This is a genomic window from Chryseobacterium soli (assembly GCF_000737705.1).
In the GTDB taxonomy this organism is placed as follows: domain Bacteria; phylum Bacteroidota; class Bacteroidia; order Flavobacteriales; family Weeksellaceae; genus Chryseobacterium; species Chryseobacterium soli.
The window spans coordinates 66,463-81,129 of the sequence record NZ_JPRH01000009.1 but is presented as its reverse complement, the minus strand read 5'-3'; the positions used below and the strand labels follow the sequence as shown (position 1 = coordinate 81,129).

Below are 14,667 nucleotides of genomic sequence, written 5' to 3'. Positions count from 1 at the left end.
AGACCTGATATTGTATATTTCATTGATTATTCCTTATTGAGGAATTCTCTTGAAAGTATAGGTTCTTGTTTTATACACACTCGGGTCTGCCGTATTTTCCCTGATAGCAAGGTTTAATGTAGTTTCATTAAGGGTTGTAATGCTACCATTTGAAGGTTCTACGGTTCCCTGATATTTTATCTGTACCGTTTTACCGCTTTTATCATAAGTATAGGTAAAGGTTCTATCCGGAGACAACGCTGCACACTGTCCAGGTGTTGTAGAATCTCCCCATTCAGTTCTCTTTCCTGTTGCTTCAGGATTGAATGTCCATCTGGATTGCTTCTGACAGTCAGAATACGTAATCAGATCAGACACCGGCTGTTCTCCGGTCTCGATCGTGGTTACCACTTCTTTTAGTGGCTGCCATACCCCGACAAGCGGATATTCAACGGTAGTATCGTCATCTTTATTACATCCTGTAGCTATAAATAATGATAAACCTGCAAATAGTAATGCTAATTTCTTCATGTATCAAATTTTTCAATCGCTAAAATTATAATTTTTTTGAATTATATAACTATTTTTTACCGAAAATTATTTTAAAAAGCTGTATTTCTGTATATTTTAAACAATTAATCATAAAAGTCTTCTTAATTAACAAATATTGAACGCTGGAATAGATCTGATATTTTATTAAAAAAGCTATTTTTGCACAAAACAATGCAAACGCAAATGCAAGACATAACGAAAAATAATTTTGACTTTTTAAGGGTTCTCCTCGCCTTTATCGTTTTCCTGGGACATTTGGGAACGCTCAGCGCCTCGCAAGACCTCAAAATTTTTGAACATAGCCCTATAGAAATTGCCGTGTTCGGATTTTTTGTTGTCAGTGGATTTCTTATCGCAAGAAGTTATGACCGATCTTCCAGTTTAAAAAGCTATCTGAAAAAGAGAATCCTGAGAATTGTTCCGGCTTATTTATTGGTTGTATTTTTATGTGCCCTATTATTAAGCTTGGTCAGTACACTTTCTTTGTATGATTATTTCACTAATACTCAGGTTTATAAATATCTTTTCTGGAATTCTTTGTTCCTGAATTTCAAAGCACCCTGGCTTCCGGGGGTTTTTGGCAATCAGGCTGTCAACGGAGCTCTTTGGACACTCAAGGTAGAAATGTGCTATTATTTTTGCGTCCCGTTATTATTTTTGCTTTTCGGTAAAAACAATAAATACAGAAATATCAGTTTAACAGTAATCTATTTCTTATCACTGGTTTATCTTAATTATTTTGAGTCAATACATAAAATTTCAATCGCAAAACAAATTCCGGGAGTACTGTGCTATTTCATCCCAGGAATGTTGATTTATTTTAATTTTGATACATTTATTAAATATAAAAATCCACTTTTTATTATCGCTATCATTACCGTTTGGATTGATTTAATTTTAGATATAAAATTAGTTTCTCCGATGATGATCGGAATTATCGTACTTTATATTGCATATTCATTTAAATTCTTAAATAATTTCGGGAAATACGGAGATTTCACATACGGAATTTACATTTTTCACTTCCCAATCATCAGGACATTTACTACCCTGGGGCTATTTGAACATTATAATCCTTTTGTAATGGCCTTTATATGTATGCTGGTGGTTATTGGTGTCGGCGTTAGTTCATGGCATTTTTATGAGAAAAAATTTTTATAATTAATTTTAAAGCACGAATGAAAGACCTTATCTCCATTATCACCCCCTGTTACAATTCCGCCGAGTTTATTGAGGAAACGATACAGTCTGTACTGAACCAGACCTATCAAAACTGGGAATGGCTGATTACTGATGATTTATCTAAGGACAATACAGTCGAAATTATTAAAGGATATAATGACCCGAGAATAAAACTCCATGTTCTGGAAAAAAATGGCGGCGCAGGAAATGCAAGAAACAACAGCCTTGAAAGAGCTCAGGGAAGATATATTGCCTTTCTGGATTCTGATGATTACTGGTACCCGGAATACCTGGAAACCATGACGGATTATATGCAGGAACACCATGCAGAGCTTGTATACTGCAACTATTCAAGATGTGATGAACAGCTAAAGCCTATTTTAAAAGATTTCGTGGCAGATAAAGTCGTTACCTTTTCTAATCTTCTAAAAACCTGCAGGCTTGCTCCGGTTTCCACGATGTATGATACTAAAAGGGTTGGGAAGTTTTTGTTCCCAATCAAAAGTAAACGGGAAGATCATGTGATGTGGCTGAATTTACTAAAGGCTATTCCTGAAGGACATCCTCTACCAAAGACTCTTGCCAAATACAGAATGCGCGAGAACAGCGTTTCGAGAAAGAAAAAAAATATTATTAAAGACCAATATCTGGTGTATAAAGATTTTATGGGATTCTCTTCATTAAAATCCCTGTATTATACGGCCAACTGGGCTCTTAACGGATTTTTAAAGTATTCAAAAATTTTCAACTAATGGAATATTCAAAAGAATTTAAAGCAGCATTAAGTAATTTTTCCGCTGTTGAAAAAGACCGTCTTATTTTCAGGCTGCTGAAAAAAGATAAGCTGCTGTCTAAAAAATTATATTTTGAACTTATTGATCAGGAAACAACAGATGATAAGAGGAACGCCATGGAAGAAAACGTTCAGGAGAAAGTTCTTATGGCGTGCAATTATATTGGAAATCAAAAATATTTTCTGGGGATCATCCGTAAAATAAGTGCAGAAATTACAGAACACGTTAAAATAACTACGGATAAATTTGGGGATGTTTCCCTTAACCTGCTGCTTATTGACAAAATTCTTGAGCATAGTGAGGAACTGAGCAGACAAAGGTTTGACAATGTCTACAAGCTATACCTGTATCTGATTAATAAACTGTTCAAGTGTTTAGTATTGGCGAAAAAACTGGATGAAGATTACTGGATGGAAATTGATGAGCTGTTAGAGAGTCTGAAAAAAAATATCTTCACCAACCATTATTTCGAAAAACTATGCGTCAATAACAGTTTTGATTTCAACTGGCTTCAATGTGAAAATATTCCCGATCATTTGGATCTGGTGATCAAAGAAATAAAAAGTCAGGGTTTTTTACGATAGAATTTTTTTGATAATCATCTCTGTAGAATTGGGATTTTCATCAACAAATTTCCTTGCATTTTCAGACATTTCGTTCAATACTTCTTCATTATTGAGAAGAAAAAGGATAAATTCTGATGCCTGAGACTTGTCTTCAACAGATTTACCTCCATTCATAGAAATTAATGCATCAGCCTCCGGATTTTTCCTGTATTGATTTCCGAAAACAACGGGTACTCCAAAAGTAGCCGCTTCCAAAATATTATGCAGCCCTGCCTCATGAAATCCGCCCCCTACCACCGCAATATCTGCATAGGAATATAATTTTGATAACAAACCTATACTGTTTATAATGAGTAGCTGTTGGTTGTTGGCTAAAGGTTGCTGGTTATGGATTTCACTATACAGCAATGCATCGGGGAAAAGCTGTTTTAAATGAGTAACTCTTTTTAAATCGTGAGGAGCTATGATGATCTTTACGGTATAATTTTTTTGAGAAATAATGGCGACAATCTTTTCCTCTTCCTGCCATGAACTGCCGAAAACAATCGCCCTATGCTCTCCTATAAAATCTGCAATATAATCCACATGATTGTTTCGGTTTCTGAGTTGTCTTACCCTGTCAAATCTGGTATCTCCGGTTACTGAAGACTGCACCAAACCAACACTTTTAGCCAAAGCCAGGGAAAAGGGTGTCTGATGAAAAAACCAGTCGACGTCTGCCTTGAGCTGCTTGACAAACCATTTTCCATAGGAGGTAAAGAATGACTGTCTTTCATAGAACAGCGCAGAAACTACATAGATCCTGGTATTCTGTTTTTTCAGCTCAGAAAGAAGGTTATACCAATAATCATATTTTACCGTAAAAAATAGTTCCGTATGAAATTGAGAAATAAACTCTTTTACCGTACTTTTTTTATCGAAAGGCAAATAACAGACAGCATCTGCCATATGTTTTTTCTTAATTACATTTTCATATCCGGAAGGCGAAAAAAACGTAATCAGAATTTTATGTCCGGGAAAATTTTCTTTTAATTTTTCCAGCACCGGAAGTCCCTGTTCATACTCACCCAAACTGGCGGCATGCATCCAGATTACTTTATCTATTTTAGAAAATGCAGCTTTCACTACCTCTAGAGACTGCTTCCTTCCCTCAACGCCTTTTTTAGTTTTATCATTAAACCATGAAAAAACCTTCATTCCGAGAATGAGCAGATTGACAAATATGTTATATAAAAAAGACATTCAGATGAGTTTTCGATTTCTATGTGATAACTATGATAAACAGATTATTTAAATTGAGCCGCAATAATTACAACAACGATTACACTTCCAAGAACTGAGAACAGCATAGTAGCCACAGAAGCTTTCGGTTTGGCATTTTCATCAAAAGCATATCTTATCATAAGATCCTGGCTATTGAGAAAAATAAATAAAACTAACATGAGAATCCACCTTAAAAAGATGGTCATAATAAGAAACTGGTTTTCTTTGTTGGATTCTGTAATTTCAACAGGGAAATTGGATGATTCCGGATATCTTGTGATGTACATGAAGATAAGATAAAGCAGAACTCCCATTACAGGCATTAAAAAGATAAAAGCCTTATTTCCAAAATTGTCAGCTTTACCATCCAGATCAAAATGAACAGGAATTCTTTGAGGTAAGGTTTTATAATTTTTTATTGTCAACCCCCATAAAAAAGCAACCAATCCGAAATTAATACAATCAAAAATCGTCAAAATCACTTCTTTCATCTCAATTCTTTTATGATTTAAAGTACATTTTTAATAACCCTCAATTTATGGGTGTGCTTATTCATTTCTTTATTGAAGATTCCTGTGGAATCCAGTGTATCAATTCTCACTTTTCCCGAAGCATGGATAATCTTCTGATTTTCCAGCATAATTCCTACATGAATAATTTTTCCTTCAGGATTTTCAAAAAAAGCTAAATCTCCCGGCCGACTTTCTTCTACAAACGTTAATGCCTCCCCTACTTCCGCCTGCTGAGAAGCATCTCTGGGAAGTTTAATATTATGAATTTTGTATATCAACTGGGTAAAACCAGAACAGTCTACGGCAAAATAACTTTTCCCGCCCCATAAATAAGGTACGTTCAGGAATTCTCTGGCTGCTAAAGCAATACTTTCGCGAGGTTCATGGCTTCTTCTGGAGGCTACCACAGGAAATTCTACTTCAGAACCCATTGACAATAATGTTTTTCCGTCATTCATAAGTACTGACGAAAAATCTTCTGTTACCACCGTAATCTTTCTTTTTGCCAGTTCTTCGTCTGTTACAGGTTTGATCTGCTTCGTATCCATCCATCCTTCATAGCCGTCATAATGCATTTTTATTTTGGTCCAGTTTTTATCTACTTCCAAAATATCAGCACTTTCACCAAACAATATTTCCGTAACGATTTCTGCCCGGTCAGAATTTTCTGCCCGAACCGGCGCTACTGTAACAATACAAATTCCTTTATTCATTAATTATAGATTAAAAAATTGAACGATTAAAAAGATTAAAAAATTAGATCCAGCTAAATCTTTCAATTATTTCCTGCGAAGGAAATTGACTCCATCCCGCAAAGGTAAAATAAGATTTTCAAAATCTTCGTCTTTTGCAATCAAATCATTGAGTTCCTTAATAACCTGCGTAGATCTTTGTTTTGGATTTTCTTCCAATACTTTTCCGTACCACAGAACATTATCAAACATCACCACAGATCCTGATCTGGTTCTCGGTTTGATCAGTCTGAAATATTCCGCATAATTTTCTTTATCGGCATCAATGAAAACGAGATCAAAAATCTCATCCGTGTTTTTTAAAAACTCTTTAGCATCAAGCAGTTTAAAATCAATCTGATCCACATATTCACTTTCTGCAAAATATTTTCTGGGCAGATAGGCAAGATCTTCATTCACGTCCAATGTGGTAATTTTTCCATCTTTAGTCATACCCGCGGCAAGACAAAGCGTTGCATATCCTGTAAAGGTTCCTACTTCCAGAATATTTTTAGGCTGCATCATCTGAGAAACTATGGTCAACAATCTTCCCTGCTGATATCCTGAGATCATGTGAGGCTGTGTTGTTTTCTGGTAGGTTTCTCTTCTTAATTTTTTCAGAATTTCAGGTTCTGAGGAAGCATGAGTTTCCAGGTACCTGTCCATTTCTGCATTTTTTTCTTCGAAAAAGCTCATTCTACAAATTTTGTAATTCAAATTTACTTAAATATAAGCAAAAAGCACGAATGATCATTACAATATCAAATCACAAAATAGGGAAAGCCCCATAAAAAATACCGTGAAAACCCGGATATGATGTATCTGTTCTTTGTCATAGCTTTGCAAAGAACAAAGGGTAAAAACACTAAGTGATCACACATGAACGTCGCTGAAAAACAAATTAACGTGAAGAATCAGAAAACCGCATTGCTGAAAAGTAAGGCGGCTTCTTCTTTTAAGAAAACTAAACCTGAAATATCCAATTCAATTTTACAACGAGTCATTTCTCTGCTGAGAAAAGAAGAATTAATCTGATTAAAAAAATAAATCCCGAATGACTTCGGGATTTATTTTTTTATGGTAAACCAAATGAGATTATTTTTTTGGAGCAATATCCATCAGCTTCATGAATTCATCAAGTTTCGGCATAATGATGATTTCTGTTCTTCTGTTTTCTGCTCTTCCTGAAACACTCATGTTCGTTGCTTTAGGATTGTATTCAGAACGTCCACCCGCTGTAATTCTTGCAGGATCTACACCAAACTGAGACTGAAGAACTTTAGCCACTGCAGTACCACGCAATGCAGAAAGATCCCAGTTGTCTTTTGGTAAATTCGGAGAACTTAAAGGAGCATTATCCGTATTTCCTTCAATCAATACTGAATATTTATCATAATCGTTGATCACTTTCGCTACTTTTCCTAACACCTCCTGAGCGGCAGGAAGTACGTTATAATCTCCTGTTTTATAAAGCATTTTATCAGAAAGTGAAATCATCACCACTCCTTTCAATACTTTTACCTGGACATCGTCGTCAGTTACATTATCCAATGATCTTTTCAGCTTGTTAGACAATGCTAAATTTAAGCTGTCATTTTTAGCGTTATTAGAAATAAGCTGTTTGATATAGGAATTGGAAGCGTTGATCTCTCCTACCAATTTATCAATATTTGATGAACTTTTCCCTGTATTTGCCAAACAGGCATCTAATGATGATTTTAATGCATCATGCTGACTTTTTAGTAAATTATTCTCACCTGACAATGCAGAGTTCTGAGACTTTAAATCCTGGATTTCTCTTTGTCTTTCTCCAATATTCTCAATACACTGCTTATAGTTTGTGCTCAAAGCATCATACTGCTTTTTGCTGATACAAGATGTCATTCCCAACACCATTGCAGAAACTGCTAAAATTTTAAAAATCTTCATAAGTAATCATTTTTAGACGTATCAAAGTTAGGGAAATTCAATTGAATTATATGAGTTATCTTTGTACAAAAGAAATTCTCAACATTCCCATTGAAAAAAGCAAGTTTTAAAAATCAGTTAGAAAATCTGGTTAATTCTCCTGAAAACCACACCTTTCTTTTAGCCGTGAGCGGTGGTGCTGATTCCATGGTTTTACTCAGTTTATTCGAATCTTTCAGCTCTTCCCAAAAAGAAAAACTGAAATTTCAGGTCGCCCATATCAATTATAAACTTCGCGGTCAGGATTCTGATCTGGATCAAAAAGTAGTGCAGGATTTTTGTGAGAAAAATCATATTCAGTTTCACCTGTATGAAGTTTCTGAACAGGACCGTAAACCGGAGCATTCCATTCAACTTTGGGCCAGAGAGCTTCGATATGCTTTTTTCAAAGAGATCCGGGAAAAAGAAAACCTTGAATTCCTGGTAACGGCACATCATCTTAATGATCAGTTGGAAACGTTCATCATCCATTTATCAAAAGCATCCGGTATTAAAGGATTAAGCGGAATTCCTGCAACCGACCGTAATATTCTCCGTCCGCTGCTTTCCTTCACAAAAGAGGAAATTTATAAGTTTGCAGAAGAAAATTCTATCGAATACAGAGAAGATCTTTCCAATAAGAAAAGTGATTATCTAAGGAATAAAATCCGGAATGAAATTGTTCCCAAACTGTTAGAAACGAATGAGCATTTTTTAGAAAATTTTAAAAAAAGTTCTTCTTATCTGAATCAGACTAAAGATTTTGTGGAAAAACAAATTACAGCGATAGAAAGCGGCCTCAGTATATTTAACAAAGACCATAAAACGCTATCAAAAGAGAAGCTGGATAGGGAAAGTGATTTTGTAAAGTTTGAAATTTTAAAAAAGTATGGTTTTAACCAGGAAGAAGAAATTTCGAAAATTTTTACCGCAACTAACGGAAGCTCTTTCTATTCAAAAGAATATCAATTGATTATTCATAAAGACGAATTGATATTAATTCCTAAAAGTGAAGAAAAAAAACTCCCCGGTGAAATTCTTCTGATTGAAAATTTCGATTTTTCTAAAAACCAAATCATCATTAATCTCGAAAATACCATTGATGATATTGACGAAATCAATAAGACCTTTGAATGGGATTTTGATGCTGAAAAACTGCAGTTTCCGTTGCGTTTACGAAGACAACAGAATGGTGATGAGTTTTTTCCCTGTGGGTTTTCAGGGAAAAAGAAAGTTTCTAAGTTTTTTAGGGACGAAAAATTATCTATTTTAGCAAGGCAAAAAATCTGGATTCTTACTGATGGTCATAATGCTGTACTTGGCGTTATACCATTCAGGCAGGACAGGAGAAATGCACGTGAGGAAAGAACAAAAAGTATTCTCAAAATTTGTAATGAAAAGTAAAATGAAATTTAGAAACTGGTTTTTATTAATTCTGTTATTCTTATTCACAGGAATTAATGCACAAATAAAAAATCCCGTAAAATTTAAATTTACCATCAATGATCTGGGCAACAATCAATACGAGGCAGTCCTGAATGCAACGATGGAAAGCGGCTGGCATATTTATTCCAAAGATCTTCCTGAAGACACAGGAATTCCTACCGAATATAAAGTTTCGGGGAAAAATATCGAACTGATCGGAAAATTCACCGAAACCGGTAAAAAACACGAAGAGTTTTCTGAAGCTTTTGGCGGAAAAATTGTTTTCTATTCCAATGCGGCAGGGTTCAAACAGAAATTCAAATTAAAAGATCCGGCTAAGCCTGCTGATGTAACGTCTGAAATCACTTATCAGACGTGTGATGACAGAGTTTGTCTGGCTCCCAATACATTAGAATTCAATCAGAAAGTTACCCCAAAAGGAGTACCTGAAGAAGTTGTTCCTGAAACCACAGCCACTGCTAATACGAAAGATTCTGTAAAAACAGCAGAAACTGTTGTGGATCATCCTGCCACAGCGGAAATGACCATTACAGAAACTTCAAAACTTGATCCTAAAAAATTAAAGATTGAAACACTGGATTTCAAAAAACCTTTAACCGATTGCGGAACAGCCTCAACGAAAGTGGATGAAAACTACTGGACGTATCTTTTCTTAGGATTTATCGGTGGTTTGATTGCTTTATTAACCCCTTGCGTTTTCCCTATGATTCCGTTAACGGTTTCATTCTTTACGAAAGGAAATAAAAACAAGGCAAAAGGAAAAAGAGATGCTCTTATCTATGGATTTTTCATCCTTCTTATTTTTGTTCTATTAAGCGTTCCGTTCCATATTATTGACGGGATTGCAGGAAATATATTCAATGAAATATCAACCAGCATCTGGCTGAATATTGCTTTCTTCATCATATTTATATTCTTCGCAGGGAGTTTCTTCGGATATTATGACATCACATTACCAAGTTCCATCGCCAATAAATCTTCTAAAGCAGAGGAAGCTGGCGGGATTATCGGTATTTTCTTTATGGCTTTAACACTTGTAATTGTTTCATTCTCATGTACAGGTCCGATTCTGGGAAGCTTACTGGGAAGCGCGGTTACAGGTTCCACAAATGTCCCGATGTTGCTGACTTTTGCATTGGCAGGTTTCGGATTGGCATGGGCAATTATTTTCGGTCTGTTGGCATTATTCCCACAGGCACTTCAAAGCCTTCCAAAATCAGGAGGATGGATGAATACGGTAAAAGTGGTTTTAGGTTTTGTAGAACTGGCTTTAGCTTTAAAATTTTTATCCAAAGCAGACTTAGTTTCTAAAACATTCTTCTTAAAAAGAGAATTGTTCATAGCCATCTGGATTATTATCGCCATAGGTTTAGCCTTATACTTATTTGGACTGATCAGATTCCCGCATGACGACAAAAAACCAAAAATTTCTATCGGAAGAAAAATCCTGGGTATAATGGGAGTAGGATTTGTGATCTATCTGATTCAGGGATTAATTCCTTCAGAACGACCAAAACTTCAGTTATTAAGCGGTATTCTGCCTCCATTGAACGTTAGCTATTTCCATGATGAAAAAGACGGCATATTGGGAATGCATCCTGAACATGACTTCTTCACCGCGATTGAAATTGCTAAAAAAGAAAACAAACCTATCCTGATTGACTTTACAGGCTACGGGTGCGAAAACTGTAGAAAAATGGAAGAATTTGTATGGAGCGAACCTGATATCTTACCTATTCTTCAAAATGATATTGTACTTGCTTCCCTGTATGTGGATGATAAGGAAGAGCTTCCTGAAGCTGAACAGACTAAAATCGACCTTGGAGAAGGACAGGTGAAAAAAGTAAAAACAATCGGTGACCGATGGAGTTTATTCCAACAGGTAAATTTCAATAACAATTCCCAGCCGCATTATGTTTTGGTAACTCCGGACGGAAAAGTCATCAATACTCCTGTATCGGGATACATGCCGAAAGAGGATTTCAAAAAATTCCTTGAATGTGGAGTGGATTACTTAAAAAAAAATAAATAAGATTCAATCTTCAAAATAAGCAGGCCTTATCAATTCATTTTGATAAGGCTTTTTTTATGAAAACCTATTCAGTAATAGCGGTAAAAAACTTCAAAACGATGACAATCAAACAAGAAACAGATACTTAAAATATCATAAAATCATAATAATTTAAAAACAAAATACACATTAACACATAAACCATTCAATGATTTTAAACAATTTCTAATATTTCGATAATTCAGGCATAAACTTTGTATTCTTTCCACAAATAAAGAATCACAGTTCACTCTTTATTAATACTGTTTAACACCAAAAAAAATGTATTATGGCTGAAGTAATTACAAAAGAAACGCAAGGCGGGAAATCAAAAAGAAAAACAATTAAGGTTGATATGACGCCCATGGTAGATTTAAATTTCCTGCTGCTCATGTTCTTCATGTTCACAGCGAGTTTTTCAAAACCCAATGTTATGGACCTGGGACTGCCTGCAAAAGGTCCCCATTCAACTACTGTAGTCAATGACAAAAACCAGGTAACTTTTATTCTTGGGAAAGATAATCGGGTATTTTATCATCAGAGCAATGCCAATGAGCTCAATGCAGGGAATTTAAAAGAGACGGACTTCAGCGGAGTGAAAATTTCAAATATCATTTCTGAAGCTTACAAAAAAGCTCCTAATCCTGAAAACTTCACCATCATTGTAAAACCTACTGATGAAGCCAACTATAAAAATTTCGTAGACGTAATAGACAATATTGCGATCTCCAAAAAGGAACGCTACGGGATTACAGATATTAAGCCGTGGGAAAAGAAAGTATACAACGAATTAACAAAATAATACAGAAGAGCATTTTTTAAATGCTCTTTTTTATATACATTTGAAAAGATATTTAATCTTTTTAAATGTTAGAACTTTGAAATTATGCTGAACTTTGAACGAAAAGGAAACGGAAAAGAAATATTAGTACTGCTTCACGGATTTATGGAAAACCTGTCAATCTGGAGTGATATGCAGCCTCATCTTTCTGAAAATTTTTCGCTGGTAAAGATTGATCTTCCCGGCCACGGACAGTCTGATATCTTAGCAGAGGTTCATACAATGGAATTAATGGCAGAGGAAGTAAAAAAGGTGTTAGACCACCAGAAATTAGAAAAAGTGCATCTGCTGGGGCATTCTATGGGCGGCTATGTATCATTGGCTTTCGCTGAAAAGTTTCCTGATTCTTTAAAAAGCTTAACACTATTCTTTTCCACCTATTTTCCCGATGATGAAGAAAAGAAAAACCAGCGTATCAAGAGCTACAGGATTATTTCTGACTCTTTCTCCCATTATGCAAGAGTGGGCATCCCCAACCTTTTTAATCCGAATGAAAGAGATATTCTTGAAGGAAAAATAGAAACGGCTTTAGCAACTGCCCTTTCAACCAACAACCAGGGTGCTTTGGCCTGTGTAAAAGGGATGGTGGAAAGAACCGACAAAAAACATGTATTGGAAAATCTGGATTCAAAGATTTTAGTAATAGCCGGAAAACACGACAATGCCGTAAAAACAGAAACTATTATCAAAAACCTTCCGGACAGAACCAATATAAAATCCTATATTCTGGACTGCGGCCATAACGGTCATTGGGAGAAACCCTCCATCTGCGCTGCAATTATTAATACCGAACTGCTGCATAATCTTCCTAAAAAATTAGTGTTGTAGAGAGAGAGGGGGCAGATTCCAGACTTTCCATCATACTTTACAATCGAAAAAAGGTAAAAAAACAGAACTGGAAGACTAAAGAACAGGTATCAAAAAATCTTGTATCTTAGTAGAGAACAATTTTGCCAATGGGTTTATTCTCTTTCACTAAAAAGAAACCGCCAGTAATAGGCCTTACGCTTTCCGGCGGCGGCATGCGCGGGATCGCTCATATTGCTGTTCTTAAAGCTCTAGAAGAATACAATTTAAAACCGCACATTATCTCGGGTACCAGTGCGGGTTCTATCGTTGGCGCATTTTATTCTTTCGGGAAAACCCCGGATGAAATGATGGAAATTGTAAAATCTACCACTTTCTTTTCCCGGTCTTATTTAAAGCTTTCCAAAAACGGACTTTTCAGTTCGAATTTTATTTTAAAACTTCTTCAGGACCATTTTCCGGAAGATGATTTTAAAATTTTAAAAATTCCGGTGTATGTAACGGCTACAGAAATGACGCATGGAATTGTAGATTATTTTTCAGAAGGAAAACTTTTTGCTCCGCTGTTAGCCTCCTCAAGTGTGCCTTTTATACTGCCACCTGTAAGAATAGGCGAAAAAATATATATTGATGGAGGTGTTTTAGATAACCTGCCTATAGAACCTATTATTGATAAATGCGACTTTCTGATCGCCTCTCATGTCAATTCAATAAGCTATGACGAACTGAAAAAAATGAGTCTGATGAAGGAATTCGATAGAATCCTGCATTTGGCTATTGCAAAATCAGTTTATTCCAAAGTAAAGCACTGCGATATATTTTTAGACCCTCCGAGAATGACAAAATTCAGTCTTTTCAATAAAAAATTTATGGACGAAATGTTTCAGCAGGTATATGAATACACCTGCCTGGAATTGGAAGATAAAGGGTATCGTAAAGTATAAGTGTGTGAAAATCTTTAAAGATTCTCTCCTTCCAGTCTTTTCTTGAAAGTTTCAATCGTATCAAGAAGCGGCTCATTAGACTTTCCTCCTGCTGCATTGATGTGCCCGCCTCCACTGAAATATTTTCTGGAAAACTGGTTCACATCTACATCATCTTTACTTCTGAAAGAGATTTTAATGAAATCCTCATACAGGTCTTCCATGAAAAATGCCGCCATTCTCACTCCGACAATACTCAGTCCATAGTTAACGAAACCTTCTGTATCTCCTTTCTGGAAGCCATATTCTTTCAACTCATTTCTCGTCAGGTACAGAACCGCTACTTTACCGTCGTTTACCACTTCTATTCGTCCTAAAATAAGAGCAAGCAGATGAAGACGGGAAACCGTATTCGTATCCCAGGTATTGGATGTGATCACAGAAGGATCCGCTCCTTTTTCGATAAGATTGGCAATAATTCTATGGGTATCAGCACTTGTAGAGCGGAAACGGAAACCACCGGTATCGGTCATAATTCCCGTATAAAGACATTCCGCAATATCTTTATTCACCAAATGCTCGTCATTCATCGCTTCGATAAAATGGTAAATCATCTGGCAGGTGGCCGGGATAATAGTATCAGAATATACGAAATCAAACTGTTCCGGCTGTTGGTGATGGTCGATAAGGATTTTCTTAGCTCTTGCATTGACAAGCCAGTCACCCAGAATTCCGATTCTCGAAGGAGAATTAAAATCCAGACAGAAAATAACCTCTGCTTCGTTGATTAAATCAAAGGCAATCTTTCTTTTGTATTCGGCTACAATATTCTTTTTAGCATCAGGCATCCACTTCAGAAACTTAGGAAAATCATTAGGTACCACAACTTCCGCCTCGATCCCTTTTGCATGCAGATAATGCTTCAGTCCCAAGCTGGAACCTACAGCATCCCCATCGGGATTATAGTGGGTAATAATAACGATTTTGCGTCCAGGAGTAAGGAGAGTATTGATTTCTAAAAGTTCCGCCGGTGTAAACATTTATGCTTCTTTAAAATTGAGTTTCCAAAGATAG

The 14,667-nt window shown here is 35.9% G+C and carries 15 protein-coding genes; 8 read left to right on the top strand and 7 right to left on the bottom strand.

Features of this window, described 5'->3' with window-relative positions; genetic code table 11:
- Positions 1-33: 33 nt before the first annotated feature.
- On the bottom strand, positions 34-510 hold the full coding sequence (locus tag IW15_RS18130; RefSeq protein WP_034714271.1) for a lipocalin-like domain-containing protein: 477 nt from the start codon (positions 508-510) through the stop codon (positions 34-36).
- 204 nt (positions 511-714) lie between these two features.
- Between IW15_RS18130 and IW15_RS18125 the strand changes: the two genes are divergently transcribed.
- From IW15_RS18125 to IW15_RS18115, 3 genes are read left to right on the top strand one after another with little or no spacing between them, the layout of a single operon-like run.
- On the top strand, positions 715-1,692 hold the full coding sequence (locus tag IW15_RS18125) for an acyltransferase family protein (protein WP_051882192.1): 978 nt from the start codon (positions 715-717) through the stop codon (positions 1,690-1,692).
- Between the two features lie 17 nt (positions 1,693-1,709).
- Entirely contained in the window at positions 1,710-2,465 is a 756-nt protein-coding gene (locus IW15_RS18120; protein WP_034714269.1) for a glycosyltransferase family 2 protein, read from the top strand.
- Complete coding sequence (locus tag IW15_RS18115; protein ID WP_034714267.1) at positions 2,465-3,091, top strand: hypothetical protein; 627 nt, start codon at positions 2,465-2,467, stop codon at positions 3,089-3,091. Before IW15_RS18120 ends, IW15_RS18115 begins: the two co-directional genes overlap by 1 nt.
- On the opposite strand, the gene IW15_RS18110 is transcribed toward IW15_RS18115, so the two are convergent.
- From IW15_RS18110 to IW15_RS18090, 5 genes are all read right to left on the bottom strand, one after another.
- Entirely contained in the window at positions 3,083-4,315 is a 1,233-nt protein-coding gene (locus IW15_RS18110) for a 3-deoxy-D-manno-octulosonic acid transferase (RefSeq protein WP_051882190.1), read from the bottom strand. The genes IW15_RS18115 and IW15_RS18110 overlap by 9 nt on opposite strands.
- Before the next feature lie 44 nt (positions 4,316-4,359).
- Entirely contained in the window at positions 4,360-4,827 is a 468-nt protein-coding gene (locus IW15_RS18105; protein ID WP_034714263.1) for a DUF1648 domain-containing protein, read from the bottom strand.
- 17 nt (positions 4,828-4,844) lie between these two features.
- Positions 4,845-5,561: a C40 family peptidase gene (locus IW15_RS18100; protein WP_034714261.1), complete on the bottom strand. Its 717-nt coding sequence runs from the start codon at positions 5,559-5,561 to the stop codon at positions 4,845-4,847.
- 66 nt (positions 5,562-5,627) lie between these two features.
- Positions 5,628-6,275, bottom strand: a complete 648-nt coding sequence (locus tag IW15_RS18095; RefSeq protein WP_034714260.1) for an O-methyltransferase — start codon at positions 6,273-6,275, stop codon at positions 5,628-5,630.
- A 399-nt stretch (positions 6,276-6,674) separates the two neighbouring features.
- Positions 6,675-7,508, bottom strand: a complete 834-nt coding sequence (locus IW15_RS18090) for an OmpA family protein (RefSeq protein WP_034714258.1) — start codon at positions 7,506-7,508, stop codon at positions 6,675-6,677.
- 90 nt (positions 7,509-7,598) lie between these two features.
- Here IW15_RS18090 and tilS point away from each other — a divergent pair, with 90 nt between their 5' ends.
- From tilS to IW15_RS18065, 5 genes are all read left to right on the top strand, one after another.
- Positions 7,599-8,930 carry a tRNA lysidine(34) synthetase TilS gene (gene tilS, locus IW15_RS18085; RefSeq protein WP_034714256.1) on the top strand — a complete coding sequence of 444 codons (1,332 nt, stop codon included), beginning with the start codon at positions 7,599-7,601 and terminating at the stop codon, positions 8,928-8,930.
- 1 nt (position 8,931) lies between these two features.
- Positions 8,932-11,004 (top strand): protein-disulfide reductase DsbD family protein, encoded by a 2,073-nt coding sequence (locus tag IW15_RS18080; protein WP_034714384.1) that lies wholly within the window; start codon positions 8,932-8,934, stop codon positions 11,002-11,004.
- 307 nt (positions 11,005-11,311) lie between these two features.
- Positions 11,312-11,824 carry an ExbD/TolR family protein gene (locus IW15_RS18075; RefSeq protein ID WP_034714254.1) on the top strand — a complete coding sequence of 171 codons (513 nt, stop codon included), beginning with the start codon at positions 11,312-11,314 and terminating at the stop codon, positions 11,822-11,824.
- 84 nt (positions 11,825-11,908) lie between these two features.
- Positions 11,909-12,691: an alpha/beta fold hydrolase gene (locus IW15_RS18070; RefSeq protein ID WP_034714253.1), complete on the top strand. Its 783-nt coding sequence runs from the start codon at positions 11,909-11,911 to the stop codon at positions 12,689-12,691.
- A gap of 128 nt (positions 12,692-12,819) precedes the next feature.
- Positions 12,820-13,614, top strand: coding sequence for a patatin-like phospholipase family protein (locus IW15_RS18065; RefSeq protein WP_034714251.1), 795 nt, complete (start codon positions 12,820-12,822; stop codon positions 13,612-13,614).
- 14 nt (positions 13,615-13,628) lie between these two features.
- Here IW15_RS18065 and IW15_RS18060 read toward each other — a convergent pair whose 3' ends face one another.
- A complete protein-coding gene (locus IW15_RS18060; RefSeq protein WP_034714250.1) occupies positions 13,629-14,633 on the bottom strand; it encodes a DHH family phosphoesterase in 1,005 nt (334 codons plus the stop codon).
- Positions 14,634-14,667 lie beyond the last annotated feature (34 nt).

Excerpts from the sequence above, each read along its gene's own strand:
- IW15_RS18130 (WP_034714271.1), bottom strand. The coding sequence starts at position 510 with ATGAAGAAATTAGCATTACTATTTGCAGGTTTATCATTATTTATAGCT.
- IW15_RS18125 (WP_051882192.1), top strand. The coding sequence starts at position 715 with ATGCAAGACATAACGAAAAATAATTTTGACTTTTTAAGGGTTCTCCTC.
- IW15_RS18120 (WP_034714269.1), top strand. The coding sequence starts at position 1,710 with ATGAAAGACCTTATCTCCATTATCACCCCCTGTTACAATTCCGCCGAG.
- IW15_RS18115 (WP_034714267.1), top strand. The coding sequence starts at position 2,465 with ATGGAATATTCAAAAGAATTTAAAGCAGCATTAAGTAATTTTTCCGCT.
- IW15_RS18110 (WP_051882190.1), bottom strand. The coding sequence starts at position 4,315 with ATGTCTTTTTTATATAACATATTTGTCAATCTGCTCATTCTCGGAATG.
- IW15_RS18105 (WP_034714263.1), bottom strand. The coding sequence starts at position 4,827 with ATGAAAGAAGTGATTTTGACGATTTTTGATTGTATTAATTTCGGATTG.
- IW15_RS18100 (WP_034714261.1), bottom strand. The coding sequence starts at position 5,561 with ATGAATAAAGGAATTTGTATTGTTACAGTAGCGCCGGTTCGGGCAGAA.
- IW15_RS18095 (WP_034714260.1), bottom strand. The coding sequence starts at position 6,275 with ATGAGCTTTTTCGAAGAAAAAAATGCAGAAATGGACAGGTACCTGGAA.
- IW15_RS18090 (WP_034714258.1), bottom strand. The coding sequence starts at position 7,508 with ATGAAGATTTTTAAAATTTTAGCAGTTTCTGCAATGGTGTTGGGAATG.
- IW15_RS18080 (WP_034714384.1), top strand. The coding sequence starts at position 8,932 with ATGAAATTTAGAAACTGGTTTTTATTAATTCTGTTATTCTTATTCACA.
- IW15_RS18075 (WP_034714254.1), top strand. The coding sequence starts at position 11,312 with ATGGCTGAAGTAATTACAAAAGAAACGCAAGGCGGGAAATCAAAAAGA.
- IW15_RS18070 (WP_034714253.1), top strand. The coding sequence starts at position 11,909 with ATGCTGAACTTTGAACGAAAAGGAAACGGAAAAGAAATATTAGTACTG.
- IW15_RS18065 (WP_034714251.1), top strand. The coding sequence starts at position 12,820 with ATGGGTTTATTCTCTTTCACTAAAAAGAAACCGCCAGTAATAGGCCTT.
- IW15_RS18060 (WP_034714250.1), bottom strand. The coding sequence starts at position 14,633 with ATGTTTACACCGGCGGAACTTTTAGAAATCAATACTCTCCTTACTCCT.